General features: G+C 64.2%; 18 protein-coding genes and 1 pseudogene. 14 read left to right on the top strand and 5 right to left on the bottom strand.

Going from position 1 to position 21,939, the window contains the following annotated elements; translation table 11 throughout:
* Positions 1 to 25 precede the first annotated feature (25 nt).
* The 11 genes from BDW41_RS20105 (at position 26) to BDW41_RS20055 (ending at position 16,421) form a co-directional block, all read left to right on the top strand.
* The gene (locus tag BDW41_RS20105; protein ID WP_004624787.1) at positions 26 to 1,672 is read left to right on the top strand and encodes an Nramp family divalent metal transporter; all 1,647 of its coding nucleotides are present in this window, start codon (positions 26 to 28) and stop codon (positions 1,670 to 1,672) included.
* A gap of 65 nt (positions 1,673 to 1,737) precedes the next feature.
* A complete protein-coding gene (locus tag BDW41_RS20100) occupies positions 1,738 to 3,015 on the top strand; it encodes a CBS domain-containing protein (RefSeq protein ID WP_083337770.1) in 1,278 nt (425 codons plus the stop codon).
* Between the two features lie 87 nt (positions 3,016 to 3,102).
* Complete coding sequence (locus tag BDW41_RS20095; protein WP_074551662.1) at positions 3,103 to 4,995, top strand: KUP/HAK/KT family potassium transporter; 1,893 nt, start codon at positions 3,103 to 3,105, stop codon at positions 4,993 to 4,995.
* Positions 4,996 to 5,087: 92 nt separating this feature from the next.
* Positions 5,088 to 6,158, top strand: coding sequence for a DMT family transporter (locus BDW41_RS20090; RefSeq protein WP_074551664.1), 1,071 nt, complete (start codon positions 5,088 to 5,090; stop codon positions 6,156 to 6,158).
* Between the two features lie 164 nt (positions 6,159 to 6,322).
* Positions 6,323 to 8,455, top strand: a complete 2,133-nt coding sequence (locus BDW41_RS20085) for a ParB/RepB/Spo0J family partition protein (protein WP_074551665.1) — start codon at positions 6,323 to 6,325, stop codon at positions 8,453 to 8,455.
* Between the two features lie 101 nt (positions 8,456 to 8,556).
* Positions 8,557 to 8,982, top strand: a complete 426-nt coding sequence (locus BDW41_RS20080; RefSeq protein ID WP_074551667.1) for a hypothetical protein — start codon at positions 8,557 to 8,559, stop codon at positions 8,980 to 8,982.
* Positions 8,979 to 9,221, top strand: coding sequence for a DUF6117 family protein (locus BDW41_RS20075; protein ID WP_012047167.1), 243 nt, complete (start codon positions 8,979 to 8,981; stop codon positions 9,219 to 9,221). Before BDW41_RS20080 ends, BDW41_RS20075 begins: the two co-directional genes overlap by 4 nt.
* A 147-nt stretch (positions 9,222 to 9,368) precedes the next feature.
* Entirely contained in the window at positions 9,369 to 9,710 is a 342-nt protein-coding gene (locus BDW41_RS20070) for a DUF4326 domain-containing protein (RefSeq protein ID WP_074551668.1), read from the top strand.
* 66 nt (positions 9,711 to 9,776) lie between these two features.
* The gene (locus BDW41_RS20065) at positions 9,777 to 14,111 is read left to right on the top strand and encodes a strawberry notch family protein (RefSeq protein WP_110301671.1); all 4,335 of its coding nucleotides are present in this window, start codon (positions 9,777 to 9,779) and stop codon (positions 14,109 to 14,111) included.
* Positions 14,108 to 15,172 carry a toprim domain-containing protein gene (locus tag BDW41_RS20060; protein WP_199535392.1) on the top strand — a complete coding sequence of 355 codons (1,065 nt, stop codon included), beginning with the start codon at positions 14,108 to 14,110 and terminating at the stop codon, positions 15,170 to 15,172. Before BDW41_RS20065 ends, BDW41_RS20060 begins: the two co-directional genes overlap by 4 nt.
* A gap of 310 nt (positions 15,173 to 15,482) precedes the next feature.
* Entirely contained in the window at positions 15,483 to 16,421 is a 939-nt protein-coding gene (locus tag BDW41_RS20055; protein ID WP_041751752.1) for a DUF2493 domain-containing protein, read from the top strand.
* An 18-nt stretch (positions 16,422 to 16,439) separates the two neighbouring features.
* Here BDW41_RS20055 and BDW41_RS20050 read toward each other — a convergent pair.
* Positions 16,440 to 16,929: pseudogene (locus tag BDW41_RS20050) on the bottom strand (flavin reductase family protein).
* 169 nt (positions 16,930 to 17,098) lie between these two features.
* Between BDW41_RS20050 and BDW41_RS20045 the strand changes: the two are divergent.
* Positions 17,099 to 17,581: a hypothetical protein gene (locus BDW41_RS20045; protein WP_074551672.1), complete on the top strand. Its 483-nt coding sequence runs from the start codon at positions 17,099 to 17,101 to the stop codon at positions 17,579 to 17,581.
* A 546-nt stretch (positions 17,582 to 18,127) separates the two neighbouring features.
* Positions 18,128 to 18,448 carry a DUF736 domain-containing protein gene (locus BDW41_RS20035; RefSeq protein ID WP_041751086.1) on the top strand — a complete coding sequence of 107 codons (321 nt, stop codon included), beginning with the start codon at positions 18,128 to 18,130 and terminating at the stop codon, positions 18,446 to 18,448.
* A 70-nt stretch (positions 18,449 to 18,518) separates the two neighbouring features.
* Here the strand turns inward: BDW41_RS20035 and BDW41_RS20030 are convergent, their stop codons facing one another.
* Positions 18,519 to 19,970, bottom strand: coding sequence for a heavy metal translocating P-type ATPase (locus tag BDW41_RS20030; protein ID WP_233496957.1), 1,452 nt, complete (start codon positions 19,968 to 19,970; stop codon positions 18,519 to 18,521).
* Positions 19,934 to 20,176: a heavy metal-associated domain-containing protein gene (locus BDW41_RS23605; RefSeq protein WP_199535391.1), complete on the bottom strand. Its 243-nt coding sequence runs from the start codon at positions 20,174 to 20,176 to the stop codon at positions 19,934 to 19,936. The genes BDW41_RS20030 and BDW41_RS23605 overlap by 37 nt, the downstream gene beginning before the upstream one ends.
* A 207-nt stretch (positions 20,177 to 20,383) precedes the next feature.
* Between BDW41_RS23605 and BDW41_RS20025 the strand changes: the two genes are divergently transcribed.
* Positions 20,384 to 20,890: a helix-turn-helix domain-containing protein gene (locus tag BDW41_RS20025; RefSeq protein WP_083337771.1), complete on the top strand. Its 507-nt coding sequence runs from the start codon at positions 20,384 to 20,386 to the stop codon at positions 20,888 to 20,890.
* Here the strand turns inward: BDW41_RS20025 and BDW41_RS20020 are convergent.
* Together BDW41_RS20020 and BDW41_RS20015 are read right to left on the bottom strand one after the other, a co-directional pair.
* Complete coding sequence (locus tag BDW41_RS20020) at positions 20,803 to 21,492, bottom strand: transporter (RefSeq protein WP_233496955.1); 690 nt, start codon at positions 21,490 to 21,492, stop codon at positions 20,803 to 20,805. The two genes, BDW41_RS20025 and BDW41_RS20020, sit on opposite strands and share 88 nt — an antisense overlap.
* Positions 21,493 to 21,537: 45 nt before the next feature.
* Positions 21,538 to 21,855 (bottom strand): zf-TFIIB domain-containing protein, encoded by a 318-nt coding sequence (locus BDW41_RS20015; RefSeq protein ID WP_199535396.1) that lies wholly within the window; start codon positions 21,853 to 21,855, stop codon positions 21,538 to 21,540.
* Positions 21,856 to 21,939 lie beyond the last annotated feature (84 nt).

The raw sequence follows: 21,939 nt of genomic DNA, 5'->3' as shown, positions 1-21,939 counted from the left end.
AACGCCCATTGGGAAGGCGCTCCTCGTGCTGGCAGACCCGGAAAATCAACGCGACAATCACGCGCGCGCCGCAGTGCTCGATGAAGCGCATATCGGCGACATCAAGGGCGCATTCGGCTCGATCCAACGCGGCGACGAACTGCCGCGCGCGAGCCTCAAAGCCCGCCTCACGACCCTACTGGCTATCATTGGGCCGGGTCTGATCGTCATGGTCGGCGACAACGATGCCGGCGCCTTCGGCACCTACACGCAGGCTGGCCAAGTCTATGGCACGCGCCTGTTATGGGTACTGCTGGTTCTCGTACCTGTGCTCTACGTCAATCAGGAGATGGTGCTGCGGCTCGGCGTGGTGACCGGCGTCGGTCACGCGCGGCTCATTCTCGAACGCTTCGGCAAGTTCTGGGGCGCCTTCAGCGTCATCGACCTCTTCATCCTGAACGCCCTCACCATCGTCACCGAGTTCATCGGCATCAGTCTGGGCATGGATTATCTGGGTATCCCGAAGATGTTCGGCGTGCCGATCTCCGCGGTACTGATTGTCGCCGCAGCCAGCACAGGGTCGTTCAAGCGTTTTGAGCAAGTCTGCATGGCGCTGGTGGCGGGATCGCTCCTGCTCGTGCCGATCTTTGTGATGGCTCACCCAAGCGGCGGACAGATGCTGCACGATTTCGTCGTTCCCGGCCTGCCGAAGGGCTCGGACCTGTCGGCCGTGGTGCTGCTGATCATCGCCATCATCGGCACCACCATCGCGCCCTGGCAGCTCTTCTTCCAGCAGTCGTACCTGATCGACAAGCGCATCACGCCGCGCTTCATGAACTATGAGCGCACCGACCTCTGGATCGGCATCGCCATCGTGATCATAGGCGCTGCGGCGATCATCGCCTTCACCGCCGCGACCTTCGCCGGCCACCCGGAATTCGGCAATTTCACCGACGCCGAAGGGGTCGCCCAGGGGCTGCAGAAGTATGTTGGCCACGTCGCCGGCGTGCTCTTCGCACTGGCCCTGATTGACGCCTCGATCATCGGCGCCGCGGCTGTGGGGCTTGCGACCTCTTATGCCCTGGGCGACGTGCTGGGGCTGAAGCACTCGCTGCATCGTAAGATCTCCGATGCGAAGGGCTTCTACGCCGTCTTTGCCGGTATCCTGTTCGTATCGGCGATTGTCGTTCTGGTCCCCGGTAGTCCGCTAGGCCTGCTGACCGTCGGTGTGCAAGTGTTGGCCGGCGTTCTGTTGCCCTCGGCGACAGTGTTCCTGCTGCTCCTCTGCAACGACACCGAGGTGGTGGGTCCGTGGGTAAATGGACTCTTCGCCAACCTCTTCACATCCGCAGTCATCGCCGTCTTGGTCGTGCTGTCCCTGGTGCTGACCGCCAGCGTGCTGTTCCCCGACATCAGCGCCCAAACCATCATCCTGATCCTGGAGATCGGCGCAGCGGTTTCCGCGGTCAGCGCCGCAGCTTTCTTCACCTACCGGCGCCTGCATCCCGCGGCGCCCAAGGTCGCCGTCGACACCAGCCTCCGCGCTACCTGGCGGATGGCCCCGCTGGCGCTCCTTAAGGCGCCGCAGCTCTCCGCCGAGGTGCGGATCGGTCTGACTGTCCTCCGCACCTATCTGTTGATCGCGATGATCCTGGTGATCGTTCGTGTCGTGGAGGTTGCCCTTGGCCACTGACCCTGCCGTCACCAGCCTTCTGGCCAAGGCATTCCACCGGGCTCATCCTGTTGAAGAGGTTTGCCATGACTCCTAACGCCACCGATGCCCCGCATGCGCCCGTCCACGAGACGGTCTCCCTGGTCTCCATGTTCAAGCATGGCGTCGTGGACGCCAACGGCGCCCCGGCCGGCCGCCTGGAAGACGTTGTCGCCGTCTTGCGGGACAATGACTATCCACTGCTGAAGGGCCTCCTGGTCGGCAGCGGCCCGGTCTTCGTGCCGATGGCGGACGTTATCGAGATCAAGCCCGATGGCGCTGTGCGGATCGCGGCGGGAGAACGACGACCCTTCTCACAAGAGGCTGGGGAAACGCTGCTGAAGGCCGAGATGCTCGGCCGGCGTCTGGTCGATCTGCCGCGCGGCGTGTTGGTCAAGGCGCACGACGTGCGCTTCGACGCAACCCCGTCGGGTTGGCGCGTGGTCAGCGTGGACGTGCACAAGCATAGCTGGCTGCACTTCGGCTCGCATGAGCACCACCCGGCCCGGGACTGGCACGACTTCCTGCCGCTCACCCGCGACGCAGCGCAGGCCAGGTCTACATCATCGCTCGGCCGCATCGAGGCGCTGAAGCCGGCTCAGATCGCCGATATTATTGAACGCGCTCCGAGCCAAGAGCAGGATGTCTTGCTGGCTTTGGTGCATACGGATCCCAGCCTGGAAGCCAATGTCTTCGAGGAGTTGGACGATGACAAGCAGGCACAACTGCTGAAATCGCGCAACGACGACGAGGTGGCCGACGTATTGTCGCGCATGCGCGCCGACGATGCGGCCGACGCGATCATGGAGTTGCCGCAGGAACGCCGGCAGAACGTGCTCGATCGTCTCCCGACGGCGACGAAGATGAAGGTCAGCATGCTGCTCGGCTTTAATTCGGCGACGGCGGGCGGCCTGATGGGCGCCGATTTCCTCGCCGTGCCGGAGGATCGCACGATCGGCGATGCGCTTGAGCAACTGCGAACACTGACAACCGTGCAGCCCGAGGCCTTGGTGACGATTCACAGCCTGAATGCGGACGGCGCCTTGGCCGGAACGCTAAGCGTGGTGCGCGCCCTGCAACTTAGTCCCTCGACATTCCTTCGCGACGCAGTCGACGCGCGCGCAATCGTCGCATCGCCTGATGACGACATCATTGCGGTGACCACGCGGATGGCCGACTTCAACTTGTTGAGCTTGCCGGTCGTTGACGCCGAGGGAAAATTGCTGGGGTTGGTGACCGTAGACGACGCTCTGGAAGCCGCCATCCCGCAGGACTGGGCCCGGCGCGAGGGGGCAAGTGGCTCGCCGCAACGCCGACTGGGATGATGTCCGACACCCACGGATTCCAGTCTAACGAGACGACCATCCTCGTCTTCCTCCATGCTGCGGGCCACCGCCCTACATGAATGACTCATGACCCCCACTGTCGCCCAGGACGCATCCACATGCACCCGCGAACGCCAGCATTGGGCGGCGCTCGGCGCGCTAGGCATCGTCTATGGCGATCTCGGCACCAGCCCGCTCTACACTCTCCAGACCGTCGTCCAGGCAACCGGCGGACATTTCACGACCGCCAGCGCGCTAGGCATCCTGTCGCTGCTCGTCTGGACCCTGATCATCACCATTTCGATCAAGTATTGTCTGTTCGTCATGCGCGCCGACAACCATGGGGAAGGCGGAATCCTTGCCCTGATGTCGCTGGTCGGCGCCAACAGATTCAAAGGGACCGCCAAAATCCTGGCCGTCATGGGCCTGCTCGGCGCGGCCTTGCTCTATGGCGACGGCGTCATCACGCCGGCCATCTCGGTGCTCAGCGCGCTCGAAGGCGTCAATGTCGTGACGAGTTCGCTCAAGCCCTTCGTCATGCCGGCGGCCGTCGCCATCCTGATTGTCTTCTTCGCAGCCCAGCGGTTCGGCACGGCTAGAATTGGCGCCGCCTTCGGCCCGATCATGCTGCTCTGGTTTCTCGTTATCGCGGTCCTCGGGCTCACCGGGATCGTTCGCAATCCCAGCGTCCTCACCGCCCTTGATCCGCGTCACGCAATCGGCTTCCTGGCCCATAGCGGAGGAAACGGGATGCTGGTGCTCGGCGGCGTCTTCCTCTGCATCACCGGGGGCGAGGCGCTTTACGCCGACATGGGACACTTCGGGCCCGGCCCCATACGCCTGTCCTGGTACGCGATCGTGCTGCCGTCGCTGCTGCTCAGCTACGCCGGACAGACCGCCTTGCTCATCCAGAAGGGTACGATCGAAGGCAATCCGTTCTTTCAGCTTTGCCCCACATGGGGGGTCTATCCGCTTGTGTTCCTGGCGACGATTGCCACCATCATCGCCAGCCAGTCGATCATCACGGGTTCGTTCTCGATGACACGGCAGGCGATGCAACTTGGCTGGCTGCCCGGCTTTCATATTCGCCAGACGTCCGACAAGGTTTACGGCCAGATCTACGTGCCCGTCGTAAACTGGATGATGATGGTGGCGACCATCGGGATCACCATCGCCTTCGGCAGTTCCGACAGGCTTGCCGGCGCCTACGGCACGGCGGTGTCGACAACGATGCTGCTGACCACCTGCCTGCTCTTCACGGCTATGCGGAAAACATGGCGTTGGCCGCTCGCGGTTTCGATCCTAATCGCCGGACTCTTCCTGATCGTCGATGTCGGATTCTTTGGCGCCAATCTGCTGAAGATCGCCGAAGGCGGCTGGCTGCCCCTGACCTTCGGCGCGCTCGTCTTCTTCCTGATGTTGACCTGGCGGTCGGGGATCGATGCGGTTCGCGAGAGCCTGGCGCATGCGTCGGAAGCACCCGAGAAATTTGTCGCTGACTTGGCCGCCGGCAAGGTGGCCCGTGTCCCCGGCACGGCGATCTTCCTGACCCGGACCTATCAGAAAATCCCGCCGCTGCTGATCGACCACGTCAAACACATGGGCGCCCTCCATCAGTCGGTGATCGCCTTGACGATTCTGTTCGAGGAATCGCCGCGCATCGATGATGAGGAGCGCTGTGGCGTCGAAAAGATTGCCGACGGTATCTGGCGCGTGACGATGCGCTTTGGCTTCGTCGAAATACCAGACCTCACCGCCGCTCTGAAGCGGGTTAAGGGTCTCGATCCGTCGATCGATCTCGATCACGCCATTTATTTCGCGACACGCGATCTTATCGTTGCAAGGGCCGGAAGCTCGCTGTTTGCGCATTGGCGTCTTCCAGTGTTCGCGTTTCTCTATCGCAATGCCGTAAAGGTGGTTGATCGCTTCAGCTTGCCGCCCGACCGCGTCGTGGAAATCGCGCGGCAGATCGAGTTGTAAGTCATCCCCGTCACGTGCTCAGACAAGACAGTCCCGCCGTGGATGCAGCGAAGAGGGCGGTGGACACACCTCTATTCTGCTAAGCTTGCGCCATGACACAGTCGCGCTCTCCCCTCTGGCCAGGCGTGCCACTGGCGCTCATATCGGCAGTGCTCTTCGGTGCCTCGGCGCCATTCGCGAAGCTCTTGCTCGGCTCGATGCCGCCACAGCTCCTCGCCGGATTGCTCTATCTCGGGGCCGGCATCGGTCTGGTGGCCATCATCGCCAGCAGAGCAGCCTTCGGCGCACCGGTTCCGGAGACGCCCCTACGGCGCCATGACCTCCCCTGGCTCGCGGCCGTCGTCCTATGCGGCGGGGTAGCCGGACCGCTCCTCTTGATGTTGGGGTTGGCGCGTACGTCCGCCGCCTCCGGGTCCCTACTACTGAACTTGGAAGGGCTCGCGACCATGGCGATCGCGTGGGTCGTGTTCCGGGAAAACGCGGATCGGCGGCTAATGCTGGGCGCCTTCGCCATCCTTGCGGGAGCGGCGATCCTCGCGTGGAATGGAACAGGTATACGCATCGACGCGGGCGGTGCCTTTATCGCCGCCGCGTGCCTAGCGTGGGGCATCGACAATAATCTGACGCGCAAACTGTCTTCGGCCGATCCGGTGATCACGGCGGCCATCAAGGGTATCGCGGCCGGCAGTGCGAACGTCGCCTTGGCGATGGTGCTTGGCGCGCATCTGCCGACGCCGACCACGATCGCGGCCGCGGCCGCCGTCGGCTTCCTCGGCGTCGGTGTAAGCCTCGTTCTTTTCATGCTTGCGCTTCGCAACCTCGGAGCCGCACGCACCGGCGCCTACTTCTCGCTAGCGCCTTTCATTGGGGCGATTATCGCCGTGGTGCTGCTAGGCGAACCTTTGACGATCCAATTGATCGCCGCCGGAATGCTGATGATGGTGGGGCTCTGGCTTCATCTCGCGGAGCGGCATGAGCATGAGCATCTACACGATGCCCTAGCGCACGAGCATGTGCACGTGCACGACGAGCACCACCAACATGAGCATGACGGTCTGGTAACAGAACCGCATTCGCATTGGCATCGGCACGCGCCCTTGCGGCACGGTCACGCCCACTACCCCGACCTGCATCATCGGCATACGCACGTCGAGGCAAAATGACTGTTCCCGACGACGGTCATCGGCGGTGAGACTTGGGTCTGGCCGGGAAGGCTGCGGCAATGTCCGGGGCGAAAACCCATAAGAGGAAGAGGGCTGCGCCGGTCTTCGCGGCGGGTTGAAAGCCGAGAGAGAGTCTTTCGGCGCCCGTCGCGGAGTAAGTCCCGATGGCCAGTGCCGTTCAGAAGATCACCCTGTCGTCCTCGCGCGACATCCCCCTCAACAAGCTCATCCTCTCCCAGTCGAATGTCCGGCGCGTGAAGGCCGGCGTCTCGATCGAGGATCTCGCGGCGGATATCGCCCGTCGCGGCTGCCTGCTCCAGAGCCTCAATGTCCGCCCGGTTCTTGATGCGGAGGGCGTCGAGACAGGTATGTTCGAAGTGCCTGCCGGTGGGCGGCGCTTCCAGGCGTTGCAGCTCCTCGTCAAGCAGAAGCGCCTTACCAAGACCGCGCCCGTGCCCTGCGTGGTCCGCGATCCCTCCACCAAGATCCTCGCCGAGGACGACTCGCTGGCTGAGAACGTCCAGCGCGTGCCGCTACACCCGCTCGATCAATTCCGCGCCTTCCAGACCCTGCGCGACAAGGGCCTATGCGACGAAGACATCGCGGCCGCCTATTTCGTCGGCGTCAATGTCGTCAAGCAGCGCCTGCGCATCGCCGCGGTGTCGGAGAAGCTTCTCGACATCTATGCCGAGGACGGCATGTCGCTCGAGCAGCTCATGGCGTTCACCGTGACAACGGACCATGCGCGCCAGCTCCAGGTCTGGGACGCGCTCCAGCGGTCCTACAGCCAGGAGCCTTATCAGATCCGGCGCATGCTGACGGAGAAAACCGTCCGCGCATCGGATCGCCGCGTGCTGTTCGTCGGCATCGACGCCTACGAAAACGCGGGCGGTGTCGTCATGCGCGATCTCTTCCAGCAGGACGACGGTGGCTGGCTTGAAAATATCGGGCTTCTCGAAACCCTTGTCGCCGAAAAACTGAGGACCGACGCGGAACGTATCGCCGCCGAGGGCTGGAAATGGATCGAGGTCGCAGTTGACTTTCCCTACGGTCACGACCACGGCCTGCGCGAGCTCGACGGCATACCGGCCGATCTCACCGACGACGAACGTGCCACGCGTGAAGCGCTGCGCACCGAGTTCGATCAGCTTCAGGCGCAATACGAAGATGCCGACGAACTGCCCGACGAGGTCGACCAGCGCCTCAGCGAGATCGAAACCGCGCTTGAGGCGTTCGAGTCGCGACCGCACATCTTCGATCCGGCCGACATCTCCCGGGCTGGGGTGTTTGTCAGCATCGCTCACGACGGCCAGATCCAGGTCGATCGTGGCTATGTTCGCCCCGAGGATGAAGCTCCAGTCGTCGAGCCCGGTCAGGAAGACCGCGACGATCTCGAGCAGGTTGGAATCGACAACGACACGTCGCCGGTTCAGCGTGTCGTCATCACCATCGGCCAGGCCGAGCCGGAAGACGATGAGGACGACGTCGTTAAGCCGTTGCCGGATCGGCTGCTTAGCGAACTGACCGCGTACCGCACGCTGGCGCTGCGGGATGCCGTGGCGAACAATCCGCATGTCGCGATGACGGCGCTCCTGCACAAACTCTGCCTCGACGCCTTCCAGCACACAGCGACAGGCAACTGTCTCGAAGCGTCGGTGCGGCACGTGTTCTTCTCGATCCAGTCTGCCGACCTCAAGGAGAGCCCATCCGCCAAGGCGGTCACCGAACGGCACGATGCCTGGAAGGCCGACATGCCGAAGGATGAAGCCGCGCTCTGGGATTGGCTCGCCGCACTGGACGACGCCAGCCGGGCCGCACTGCTCGCGCACTGCGTTTCCTTCGGCGTCAACGCGCTCTACGAGAAAGGCGATCGCTATGGCGGTCCCGGTCTCTCCGTTCACGGCGTCCAACATCGTCTCGCCCAGGCTGACCGCCTCGCACGGGCCGTCGGGCTCGACATGGTCGACGCCGGTTGGCGTCCAACGGTCGAGAATTATCTCGGCCGCGTCACCAAGCCTCGTATCCTTGAAGCGGTGCGCGAGGCGAACGGCGAGCAGTCGGCGCAGCTCATCGACCATCTGAAGAAGGCGGACATGGCGAAGGAGGCCGAACGGCTGCTCAACGGCACCGGCTGGCTGCCCGAGCCGCTCCGGTCTTCCGAAGCGACGACTGCCGACATCGGCGATGCCGACGCCAACGGCGGCGAAGAGGAAGCACTGCCCGCCTTTCTCGCCGACGGTGAAGACAACGCCGGCGAAGACGAGACCGACGCGCCAGTCGTGATCGCCGCCGAGTAATGCCCAGGAGCGGGGCGGCATGAGTCGCCCCGCTTACTTCTCTCCATCGAATTCCCTCCGCCCGGCCATCGCGCTGGGCGATTTCGTTTCAGGAGGCCATCATGGCTGATTTCTTCACGCACTTCTCATGCGTGCTCGATGTCGACACGCCCGACAACGCGGCGCGCGCGCTCGAACTCTATAATGCGCTGATGGAAGAGAACGCCCGGGAAGACCCGCCCTCGGATGCTTTTCTGCTCTCCATCCAGCCCGAACACGGCGGCGCCGCGCTGTGGATCCGTGATGATGTCACGGGCGATCCGCAAACAGTCATCACCTTCGTCCTTCGTTGTGCGGAGATCTTCGATCTCAAGGGTCGCTGGGGTTTTCAATGGGCCAACACATGCTCCCGGCCCTGCATCGACGCCTTCAGCGGCGGGGCCCATTGTCTCGATCTCGCCACCCGCGAGACGATCGCATGGACCGACACGCGCGGCTGGCTCGCGCGGACTTTGTCGCCGGGCCGCGGAAAGCGCGGTGCGCGATGAGCATTCCCGATCACGCGCGCGCCAACTTTCAGACGCTGCTCCACGCTGCGGCAGACGGCAACCTCGCCCTCATGGAATGTGCCGATGCAGCGACCGGCGAGACCCGTTACGTCATCTGCGCCGTCGGACGCGATGGCGCGGATTTCCTGTTCACGCCCTTTGGCCACCTGGCCGATGGCAATCCCTACGACGCCTATGTGCCGCCGTCTGAGAACCTATCGGACGAATCAGCCTCCTGACGCCCCGCGTCGTGACCTGTCTGGACGCGGCGGCTCGTCGGTCAACGGGCAAGCCGTTTCCGCATCGCGCGCGATGCGTGACCGCCAAGCCTTCACCGCATCCCGGTCGCCAGCCCCGTCGCAACGGAGATCAGGAGGCGGTCGACAATGTGCAGGGTTCTCGACAAGCATCACGCAGGCGTGCCGGCGAGCGCCGTCTATGTCGGGCGCGGCTCGAAATGGGGCAATCCTTTCCGAATTGGCCCCGACGGCGACCGCGCCGCCGTTATCGCGAAGTACGAGCGCTGGCTCGCAGACCAGCATCATCTCCTGCGCGCGCTCGACGAGCTTCGCGGCTGCGATCTCGTCTGCTTCTGCGCGCCGCGACCATGCCACGGCGATCTCTTGCTGCGGCTCGCGAACGCGACACGCGAAGCGCGGATCGCCTGGTCGCGCGGCGTCAAGGCCGGCGGCATGACGAGAGGGAGAGTGTGGCCGGAACGGGTTTGAGCCGGTGCGGACCAGAGAGAGCGCCGGCCGGCTCACCCGTGTCCCGCTCTCCCGAGGTCCCTTCCCATGTCGCATCCTTCCGCAGCGGCCGAGCCGACGGCCGCGCCAATCCCGTGCACTCCCACGGTAGCTCCTGCGCCACGCCTCGCCGAGGCCGCGCAGCTTCTTCTTCCCCACCTTGAGCAAGGCCGGCGCGTCGACGCCGCCATTTTGCGTGCGGCGATGGAGCAAGCCCTCGGCCGCTCCGACGCGTCCGGCGCCTGGGACTGGAAGACGGCCTATGACGCCTGCGAGGCAGCATCCGTCCTGTTTCTGCGCAAATACGGCAAGCCGATTTTCCGTAAAGCCGGTTCTGCGTCGGCAGCGCTGCCGCAGTTCGTGAAGCTCGTGAGCCTTCTTCCCACCCATACGCGGCGGTCAGAGGAGAGCCAGGCGCTCCAGCAATTCTCGACGCCGATCCCGCTCGGCCTCGCCGCGCTCTGTGCCGCCGCCATCACACCTGGCGACCGCGTGCTTGAACCATCAGCAGGCACCGGCCTTCTCGCCATTCTGGCGGAAATCGCCGGCGGCGCGCTCGCACTCAACGAGTTGGCCGAGGCCCGCGCCGCGTTGCTCTCCTCCCTCTTTCCGGCCGTCCCCGTGACGCGGTTCGATGCTGCGCAGATCGACGATCATCTTGGCTCCACGATCGATCCGACCGTCGTCCTGATGAACCCGCCATTCTCGGCGATGGCGAATGTCAGTGGCCGGATGGCAGATGCCGCCTACCGCCATGTGGCCTCGGCGTTGGCACGTCTCGCCGACGGCGGGCGGCTTGTCGCGATCACCGGCGCGAACTTCGGCCCGGAAACGCCGGCGTGGCGCGACGCCTTCGTCCGTCTGCAGGAGCGCGGCACTGTCGTCTTCACTGCGGCGGTCGACGGCGCAGTCTACGCGAAGCATGGCACGACAATCGACACGCGGCTGATGGTCATCGACAAGATGCCCGCGTCCGATCCGGCTCAGTTTCCGGCGTCCGCCGGCATCGCGCCGGACGTCGCCACGCTGCTCGGCTGGATCACCAAGCATGTTCCCCCGCGCCGCCCGGTCGCCACATCACTCGCCGCGCCGACCGCCGTCGGCGTCGCCACGCCTCGCAGCGTTCGCGGCTATCTCGCCCGCGCCGCCTCGCGGCAACCGGCCGCCGCGCTTACGGAGCCTGCAGGCGTTGAGCTTTCCTACGAGATCCTCGAATGGGCGCCGCCCGAGGGCGCCCGCCTCACCGATGCGCTTTATGAAGAATACGGATTGCAGTCGATCCGTATTCCCGGCTCGCAGGCGCATCCGACCAAACTCGTGCAATCGGCCGCGATGGCGTCGGTTGCACCGCCGAAGCCCTCCTATAGGCCGCATCTTCCAGTGAACCTCGTCACGGGCGGCCTGCTATCCGACGCGCAGCTCGAGAGCGTCATTTACGCCGGCGAAGCGCACGGCGATTTCCTCGCCGGCGCATGGACCGTGAACGAAACCTTCGATCTCGTCACCGCCGCACGCGACGACGCCGAGACGGCCGTACGCTTCCGTCGCGGCTGGTTCCTCGGCGATGGCACCGGCGCCGGCAAGGGCCGCCAAGTCGCCGGCATCCTGCTCGACAACTGGCTGAAGGGTCGTCGGCATGCGCTGTGGATCAGCAAGTCCGACAAGCTGATCGAGGATGCGCAGCGCGACTGGTCGGCGCTCGGCATGGAACGTCTGCTCGTCACGCCGCTCTCTCGATTCCGCCAGGGCACGCCGATCCGCCTCGCCGAAGGCATCCTATTTACGACCTACGCGACGCTACGCACCGATGAGCGCGGCGAGAAGCTTTCGCGTGTCCGGCAGATCGTCGAATGGTTGGGGGCCGATTTCGACGGAGTGATCATTTTCGACGAGTCTCATGCCATGCAGAATGCCGCGGGCGGCAAGGGCGAACGCGGCGACCAGGCACCCTCGCAGCAGGGGCGCGCCGGCCTACGGCTGCAGCACGCGCTGCCGAATGCGCGGGTTGTCTACGTCTCCGCGACAGGCGCCACCACCGTTCACAATCTTGCATATGCCCAGCGCCTTGGCCTCTGGGGCGGTGAGGACTTTCCGTTCGCGACACGCGCCGAGTTTGTCGAGGCGATCGAAGACGGTGGTGTCGCGGCGATGGAGGTCCTGGCGCGCGACCTTCGCGCACTCGGCCTCTATGCCGCCCGTTCGCTCTCCTATGAGGGCGTCGAATACGAGTTGATCGAACACGAGCTCACGCCGGAGCAAATCCGCATCTACGATACCTATGCCGGCGCTTTCTCGATCATCCACAACAACCTCGATGCCGCGATGCAGGCCGCCAACATCACCGGTGACAGCGGCACGCTGAACGCGCAGGCGAAATCCGCTGCGCGCTCGGCGTTCGAGTCGGCCAAGCAGCGCTTCTTCGGCCACCTGCTCACCTCGATGAAGACGCCCTCGCTGGTCCGCTCGATAGAGCGCGATCTCGAGGCCGGCCACGCATCCGTGGTCCAGATCGTCTCGACCGGCGAAGCGCTGATGGAGCGCCGGCTCGCGGAGATCCCGACTGAGGATTGGGGCGACGTCCAGGTCGACATCACACCGCGCGAGTATGTGTTGGACTATCTTGCCCACTCCTTTCCGGTGCAGCTCTACGAGCCCTTCACCGACTCGGAAGGCAATCTCTCGTCGCGGCCGGTCTTTCGCGACGGCCAGCCGGTCGAAAGCCGCGAAGCGGTTACCCGCCGCGACCGGCTGATCGAGAAGCTCGCCTCGTTGCCGCCTGTGCCCGGCGCGCTCGATCAGATCGTGCAGCGCTTTGGCACGGACATGGTCGCCGAAGTGACAGGACGCTCGCGCCGCGTCATCCGCAAGGGCGATCGGCTGATGGTCGAGAACCGCGCGGCTTCGGCGAACCTTGCAGAAACCGCGGCTTTCATGGACGACGCCAAGCGCATTCTGGTGTTCTCCGAGGCCGGCGGCACGGGGCGCTCCTACCACGCCGAACTGTCGGCGCGGAACCACCGGCTGAGGGTTCACTACCTCCTCGAACCCGGATGGAAGGCGGACGCCGCCATCCAAGGCCTGGGTCGCACGAACCGCACCAACCAGGCGCAGCCACCGCTCTTCCGCCCGATCGCGACCAATGTGAAGGCCGAAAAGCGTTTCCTGAGCACGATCGCCCGCCGTCTCGATACGCTCGGAGCGATCACGCGCGGACAGCGTCAGACCGGCGGCCAGAACCTGTTCCGGCCTGAAGACAATCTCGAAAGTCATTACGGCCGCGATGCGCTCCGTCAGCTCTACATGCTGCTGGCGCGTGGCAAGGTCGAAGGCTGCTCGCTTCAGACCTTCGAGGATTCCACGGGTCTGAAGCTGATGGATGCGAACGGCATCAAGGACGAACTGCCGCCGATTACCACCTTCCTCAATCGTCTGCTGGCGCTGACCATCGACCTGCAGAACGTCCTCTTCACCGCGTTCGAACAGTTGCTCACCGCCCGCATCGAAGGGGCGATCGCATCCGGCAGCTATGACGCGGGCCTAGAGACGCTGCGCGCCGAGAGCTTCGTCATCACGGATCGAAGCGTCATTTACAGCCATCCCGCGACCGGCGCCGAGACGCGGTTGCTCACCATCACCGACCGCAGACGCAACCTTCCGGTGACGCTGGCGGAAGCCTTCGATCGTCTCTCCGATCCGCGCGCGGTGCTCTTGATCAACGAGCGGTCGGGACGCGCCGCCGTTCAGGTCCCGGCGCCGAGCCTCATGCTCGACGACGGCGAGATCGAACGGCGGGTACGGCTGATCCGGCCGATGGAGCATCACAGCCTTCCGCTGAAGACAATGGCGGAAAGCCATTGGATGGAGGCCAACCGTGAGCGCTTCGCGGAGGCTTGGCACGTCGAACTCGGCGAAGTTCCCGATTTCACCGACAGCACCATCCATGTGGTGGCAGGCTTGCTCCTCCCGATCTGGAAGCGGCTGCCGAACGAGTCGACCCGGGTTTACCGGCTCCAGACCGATACGGGTGAGCGCATCATTGGCCGCAAGGTTTCGGCCGCCTGGGCGGCGAACGCGCTGGCGGCCGACACGCCGACCCTGACGCCTGACATGGCGTTCGGCGCGCTGATGGAGGGGCGAACCATCCTCGACCTCGCCGAGGGCCTGCAGCTTCGCCGTGTTCGCGTCATGGGCGCCAACCGCATCGAGCTGTCGGGATTCGACGACACGATGCGCGACCGGCTGAAAGCCTATGGCCTCTTCCACGAGATCATTTCCTGGAAGCTGCGTATGTTCGTGCCGACCGATGCGAGCGGCGTCGAAACACTCAATCGCGTGCTCGATCGCTATCCGGTCGAGCGCGTCGGCGAACGGGAGGCCGCGTGATGCCGCGCGACGCTTCCGACCTGGCACGCCGGCTCGCGCGCGACGCGGAGACGGTGTGCCGTCACTATCTTTCCAATGGCCGCCGCGAAGGTCGTTATTGGCAGGTTGGCGATGCCCGCAACACACCCGGTCGATCGATGTTCGTTCGGTTGAAGGAGTCATCGAAAGGACCAGCCGGCAAGTGGACCGATGCCGCAACAGGCGAACACGGCGATCTCCTCGACATCATCCGCGAGAGCTGCGGCCTCGTCGACTTCCACGATGTTGCTGACGAAGCGCGCCGCTTCTTGAACCTGCCGCGCAGCGAACAGGAGCCTTCGCCAAACTCGGCCAGACCACCTGCGCAGACTGGCTCGCCGGAGGCCGCACGGCGGCTCTTTGCGATGTCGCAGCCGATGATGCGCACACTCGCAGAGACGTATCTCCGTAATCGCGGCATTACGCCTTTGCACGAAGCCGGCGCGTTGCGATTCCACCCGCGCTGCTACTATCGCCCGGATGATTACTCGCCGACCGAAATTTGGCCAGCGATGATCGCACGTGTGACCGACCTTGATGGGCGCATCACCGGCGCGCACCGCACCTGGCTCAATCCCGCCGGCTTCGATCTCGTCCGTCTCGGCAAGGCGCCGATCGATACGCCACGGCGCGCGATGGGCGATCTTCTCGGCAACGCCGTCCGTTTCGGTGTGGCCACCGATGTGCTCGCGGCCGGCGAAGGCATTGAGACCATGCTGTCGCTGCGCTGCGTGTTGCCGACCTTGCCGATGGCCGCTGCGCTCTCGGCCAATCACCTCGCCGCCTTGTTGCTTCCGCCGACGCTGCGCCGGCTCTATATCGCTCGCGACAACGATGCGGCCGGCGACGGGGCCGCGATCGCGTTGACCGAGCGGGCCCGCTCGGCCGGGGTCGAGGCGATCACCTGGACCCCGAGGCGGGGCGACTTCAACGAGGATCTGCGCGGCATCGGCGTCGACGTGCTGGCAGCAGCCTTGCGGATCGAACTTATCCCGCAGGACGTCGCGCGCTTCATGAACGTTGACGCCGCCGAGACGGGGTGAAGGGCGACGGTTCGCGTGTCGCCATGGTTGGCCTGGTGAGGCCCCGCAAGCCGGAAAGAGTCCGCACCCTGGCCTTCTAGAGGGCGATCGGACCAGAAGCGCCCCGGTCCAGCAACCTCAAGGGCCGACTATTTTCCGTCGGCGGCGAAGCCGCCTTTACAGCGCGAGACAAAATAGCCGGCCCCTTCGGTCCTCCGCTGCGCTTCGGCCGCGGCGCGAGGGCGCCGCGGTGCAAGCCCGTTCCGCTCCCGGTCCAGTGATCGCCACGAAGGCCGCGATGGGCGCGGCCGATCCGGCAAAGGACCTCACCATGACGACCGACCATGACGACATCGACTTCGAACCGCCGCACAGCTCATCCCCGACCGATCACGTCCTCAACGAGCTTCAGCTCTACGGCTACCGTCCCTTCCAGGGCGAACCCGACCCGAGGCCGCTTCCCGAAGGCAATGTCGTGGCCGGCGCCGTCGTCGACATCTTCGACGCCCTGATCTCGACTCTGGGTGAAACGCGCCTTGAGCCGGACCTCGAGGATCTGCTCTGGTCAACGGTCAATCTCTTCCACCGCGCCGTCGATCGCATCGAGCGGGAACTCGACGATAACGAACAGGCGCAGCGGCGCAGCCAGCGCGAGCAGAACGGCTCGGAAGTGAAATCGGTCGAGCTCGAACGCCTGACGGCCGAGGGCATCACGCTGATCGAGCGCCGCAACAGCATGGAGCTCTTCCGCGACCAGGCCGCCGAACACTTCGAGACGCACACCGGCACACCCTGGCGTCCCCGGTCAGGATCGCTGATCAATCATCGCGCGCTCACCGCAGCGATGATCGACAGCCGCGACTTTCTGGCTGCGAAGCGTCGGGCCGAGACCGAGGTCATGCTGCCGCCTGGTCCGAAGATCGCGCTCACCGGCGGGCTCGACTTCAACGACCATCGCATGATCTGGGATCGACTCGACAAGGTCCACGCCAAGCATCCCGACATGGTGTTGCTGCATGGCGGGTCGCCGAAAGGCGCGGAGCTCATCGCCGCCAAATGGGCAAGCAATCGCAACGTGCCGCAGATCGCCTTCAAGCCGGACTGGACGAAGCACGCGAAGGCGGCTCCGTTCAAGCGCAACGACGCGATGCTGGCGGTCCTGCCGATCGGCGTCCTGCACTTCCCGGGCACCGGCATCCAGGACAACCTCGCCGACAAGGCACGCAAGCTCGGCATTCCGGTCTGGAAGCACGACGAAGGCGGCGCGTAAGCGCCGCCACTTACGGCATCAGGTATCGAGCAGCTCCGGCCGAAACAGCCGGCGCCGGCTGATGATCTTGCCGGCGACCATGAATACCCCATCGCCGGTGTAATGCAGCGTCTCCGGATGCCTCGGCGACTTGGCGACATGCGCCTTCACCACTTCGAAAACGAAGAAATTATATTTGTCGACCAGCGCATCATCGACAAGACGGCATTCAAAATTTGCGTGACACTCGACAATCAGCGGCGCCTTCACGCGCGTTGCCGATTGCGCCGTGAGCCCGAACCTCTCGAACTTATCGACCTCAGCGCCCGTCGTGTTGCCAACGCCGACCACGGTGTCGATCAACGTCGTGGTCGGGAGATTGATCACGCACTCACGGCTCTTGCAGACCAGGTAAAAGCTATAGTTTGCGCCGGCGATGACGCAACGACACCATCACGATTGGCCCAGGCTCAAGGTAGCGCCGAACCTGAGAGACCGGAAAATCAAGCTTTTCTAAGCGTCTCGCCATCGTTCCTCCTGCGGTCGGGTCAGGCCCCTGGCACGGTCGCGGACACCGCCGATGTCTGGTGGGACGGGTTTCCTCTCCCATTCGAGGCCAATTTTCGTTATAGTTCGGATCGCGCCGTGGTGGTGGTGGAAGGCGCGACCGTCACACGCTTTGTCACGGAGACGCCGCCATGCTCGTCATCGGACTCATTCTCAGCATTTTTGGGATCGGCCTGTTCTGCTGGCTGATCTTCGCCCTTGCGGTTTATGCGCTGCCCTTCTTCGTCGGCCTCACCGCCGGCATGGCCGCCTTCCACAGCGGCGCGGGCGTCCTCGGCGCCCTCCTTATCGGCATCGTCGTGGGCGCGTTGACGCTGGGCGTCGGCCAGGTCGCTTTTGCGCTCGTCAAGCCGATCCCCCTGCGCGCGGCCATTGCAGCGGCCTTCGCCATCCCGGCCGCGATCGCCGGCTACCACGCCGTGCTGGGGCTCTCGCAGATCGGCATGCCATCGCTGTTCTGGCGGGAGACCTTCGCTTGGGTTGGCGCCATCATCATCGGCTGCACGGCTTGGGCGCGCATGACGGTGTTGGCCGAACCCCTTCCGCTGCGACCGGGCGGGGCAAATGCGGATGAGCCGCAGCCGGTTCTTACGGCCGCAACACGGGAAGGCTGAGAGGCCGGCCTCTTCGTCATCGAACAGGTTCGCGAAGCACGGTCCAGCGCCATCGGGTCTCGGTTGAGAAACGAGGACGGCCCCGGCCTATCGAAGCGCAGAGCCCGCAGCACCGATCTCCCGGCACTCACATAAAGACGGATGAAGGCGTTCAGTCGCGGCGAGTCCCCGGCTATCGATCCCGCCTTTTTCTACGCCATGGCTTCTTTCTCTACGCCTGAACTCGCCGACATCTTGTGCAAGAGAACCGATATCCGCCACGTCTCCTCCTGAGGATGCTGTTCAGAGCACGGACGCACCTGGCCTCGTGATGGCCTGATCTGGCCGAAGACCGGCTGCGCCTCGATCGCCTGAGCCGCAACGCCGTCGGCTCGACTTTCTTCCCCTGGGCTAAAGCCCATTCCTCGCGAGGCAAGAAAGTCTCACCGCCGTCATCCTCCGCTGCGCTCCGGCCCGCGAGCGGGTGCGTCGTCGATCGTCCCCGGCCTGTCGATCGCCATCGAGGCCGCGGTGGTCGCGGGCTCGAAACCAGCAAGGAGAAGTGACATGGCTAACATCGGTTCTTTCAAGAAGGTCGGCAGCGACTTCCAGGGCGAGATCGTCACCCTGAGCTTGCAGACGAAAGGCGTCCGGATCGTCGCCGAGACCAACCGCTCCAACGAGAACGCCCCCAGCCACCGCGTCTATGTGGGCCGGGCCGAGATCGGGGCAGCGTGGTCGAAGCGCTCCGAAGAAGGCCGCGACTACCTCTCGCTCAAGCTCGACGACCCTTCCTTCAACGCTCCGATCTACGCGAACCTGTTCGATGACGAAGAGGCCGACGGCTACACCCTCATCTGGTCGCGGCCCCGCAAGAACGGCGACTGAGGCCTTCGCAGCAACCCCGCCCGGCCGCGCCGGGCGGGGTTCGCACGCGCAAGCATTAGACGGCGGCCTCTTACGAAACTCTGGAACCCTGAGCTTGCCCGACCTTGAGCAGGCGCAACGCGTTCATGGTCACAAGCACCGTCGCCCCCGTATCGGCGAGGATTGCAGGCCAAAGCCCCGTGATGCCGAAGACGGTCGTTACAAGGAACACCGCCTTTAGTCCGAGCGCGATCGCGATGTTCTGTCGAATGTTGGCCATGGTTCGCTTCGATAGGGCGATCATCGCGAAGACGTCCCCCACCCTTCCGTGAAGGACGGCAGCATCGGCCGTTTCGAGAGCCACGTCCGCGCTGCCGCCCATGGCGATGCCGACATCCGCCGCGGCGAGAGCCGGCGCATCATTGATGCCATCGCCGACCTTGATCACTGAGAAGCCCTGGCGTTTCAACTCGCCGACGACACGCTGCTTGTCTTGCGGCAGCAATTCGGCGTGCACCTCGATACCGAGCTGCTTGCCGATCGCGTCCGCGGTTCGCCGATTATCTCCTGTCAGCATCACGGTCTTGATTCCCGCATCAGCCAGCGCTTTCAGACCGGCCTTGGCGTCGACACGCGGTTCGTCCCGCATCGCGATGGCGCCGGCAACCTGTCCATCGGCGAGCAACACCGATACGGTCTTTCCGTCGTCGTTGAAGGCAGCGATCCGCGCGATCTGATCGGGCGTAAGCGCCGTGCGATCGCCCGCTGCGTGCGGTGAGCCGAAGAACACCTCGCTGCCGTCGACCGTCCCGGTGATCCCCTTTCCACCGATCGCCTTGGCGTCGGTGATCTGGGGCACGGCAGCATTATCACTCGCCGCGCGCTCCAGAATCGCCCTAGCGAGCGGATGGTTTGAGCCGGTTTCAAGCGCCGCGGCGAGCCTCAGCACCTCTGCCTCCGGCCGGCCGAAGCCGACAATGTCGGTCACTTGCGGCTTGCCTTCTGTCAACGTGCCAGTCTTGTCGAAGGCGGCAGCGGTAATCGTTCCGATCTTTTCCAGAACGGCGCCGCCCTTCAACAACAAGCCGCGCCGGGCACCGGCCGACAACGACGCTGCGATCGCCGCCGGGGTCGAGATCACCAGCGCGCACGGACATCCGATCAGCAGGATGGCAAGGCCCTTGTAGATCCATTCGCTCCAGGCGCCGCCAAACAGCAGCGGCGGTATGACGGCGACCAAAGCGGCGACCACGACGACGCCTGGCGTATAGTAGCGCGAAAACCGGTCGATGAAGCGCTCGGTTGGAGCCTTGCTCTCCTGCGCTTCCTCGACCAGCTTCACAACGCGGGCGATGGTGTTGTCGGCAGCGGCGGCCGTCACGCGGATGCGCAGCGCCGCTTCGCCATTAACGGTGCCAGCGAAGACGATAGCGTCTACGCCCTTACGGACGGGCGTGCTTTCGCCGGTGACGGGCGCCTCATCGATCGCGCTTTCACCCGATACGATCAAGCCGTCCGCAGGAATGCGGTCGCCGGGCCGCACGATCCCAGTCCGGTCACCGTCTTCGTGATCGCCGGACCAACTGCCTCATCGTCACCGTGGCGCACGGTCATCGTGCCGGCGGTGGCCGACACGGAGACATCTTCGACACCCGGCACGCGGCGCACCGCCGTGTCGATCTTTGCCGCACATGAAGCGCAGTCCATGCCATCGACCCGATAGCGGCTCTGTTGCGAATGCTTCGTCATGACCAAATCCTCGATTCAGCCATAGCGCTACGTCCTCTAGTCGCTAGAGGAGCAAGGGCAAAGATCCGCTGCGGGATAGAAAATGCGCACGGCGCGCTGTCAATCTCGCGGCTGGGCAGAGCCCGGCGAGAAAGAGCTCACCACTGGCAGCCCTTGATTTTTCGTACGCAATCGCCAATTCCTCTAGTGACTAGAGGAGTGACCGTCGTGCGCCACATCTCCATCGGCGAGGCAGCCAGACACAGCGGCGTGAAAGTACCGACGATCCGCTATTACGAGCAGATCGACTTGCTGCCGGCCCCACCCCGAACCGAAGGCAATCGTCGCACGTACGATACGCGCGATCTTCACCGGCTGATGTTCATTCGCCACGCTCGCGAATTGGGGTTCGAGATCCCAGCGATACGGACCTTGCTGACCTTGCAGGATCAGCCCAATCAGTCTTGCGCGACGGCGGATGCAATCGCGAAAGCCCGCCTTGTCGAGGTCGAGCAGCGCATTGCGAGCCTAGGCGCGCTCAAGGCCGAGCTTGAGGTGATGATCGAAGGTTGCAGTCACGGACGCCTGGCGGAGTGTCGTGTCATCGAGGTGCTAGCTGACCATGGCCAATGCATGCACCCGCACAATCAGCCGATCGCCTCCTCAACAAGCAAAAGCGCCAAGAAGCCGAAGAAGAACATCGCTGTCACCCACGGCCGATCGGGCGTTTCATGAGCTTCGATCAGCAATTCCTCGGTCACAAGGTAGAGAAGAGCGACCAGTCCGAATGCAAAGAAACCGGTCAGAATCGGACCGGGCAGCAACGCGACCGGAGCCCCGAGTAAAGCGCCGACAGGCAGCAGGATGATCAGCCCGGCCGTTATTCCGACGATTCTGGCTTTGGAGCGAACACTCTCTCCGAGCTCCGTCGCCACAGTAAGGCCGAGAAACAGAATCTCGATCGTCAAGGCAATCGTCAACAGAATGCCAACTTTTGGGCTCGCCGCGAATCCGATCCCAAGCACCAGACCGTCGATCAGAATATCGACGGCAATTGCCGTCAACAGGCCCGCTGGCCCTTTCGCCCACTCTTCCAACTGTTTTACCAGCAGCATCGTGACGACGCCGATCGCGCCACCGATCGCCGTCGCCCAGGGCGAGCCTCGATGCATGACATCGGGCAGGATCTCGCCAGCCGCCGCCGCGAATACAACGCCGGCAGCAAAATGTTGGATCGCGCTGACCAAAGTTGCTTTCGGCCGCGCGTTCACCGCAATCACGGCACCGATCATTGCGGCCGCAGCCGGGATCAAGGTGAATTGCCAAGCTGAGGCCACCCCAAGCACCTTATTGTTTGTTCGTTGCTCTTGTTGTTGTTGGCGTCAGTCGAATAGCCGACCGAGGAAGCCGCGTCCGTGACCACCGCGGCTGCCGTGGCCATCACGTGACCCGTGGCCACCATGACCGCCGTGCTGATCATATCCGCCCCACGGCCCCGGCGCGCTCGGTGCCTCTGAGGACGAAGGTGGTGCGGAAGACCTCTGCTGGGAAACCTGAGAGGTCTCGGCCGCGCTCCGCTCAATGATCTTGTCAAGCTCACCACGGTCCAACCATACCCCGCGGCATTTCGGGCAGTAGTCGATCTCGATGTTCTGCCGTTCGCTGATCACGAAATCGACACGGCAGACGGGGCACAACATGCCATTGCCTTCGGTTCGCTCCATCGCAAAGAACTCCTTCCTTCACCAAGCTGGAAGGAGACCCTAAATCCTCTAGTGACTAGA

The organism is Dyella sp. AtDHG13 (genome assembly GCF_003201105.1).
Taxonomy (GTDB): domain Bacteria; phylum Pseudomonadota; class Gammaproteobacteria; order Xanthomonadales; family Rhodanobacteraceae; genus Dyella; species Dyella jiangningensis_B.
The sequence above is the reverse complement of the archived record's forward strand: the minus strand, read 5'-3'. Positions and strand labels throughout refer to the sequence as shown.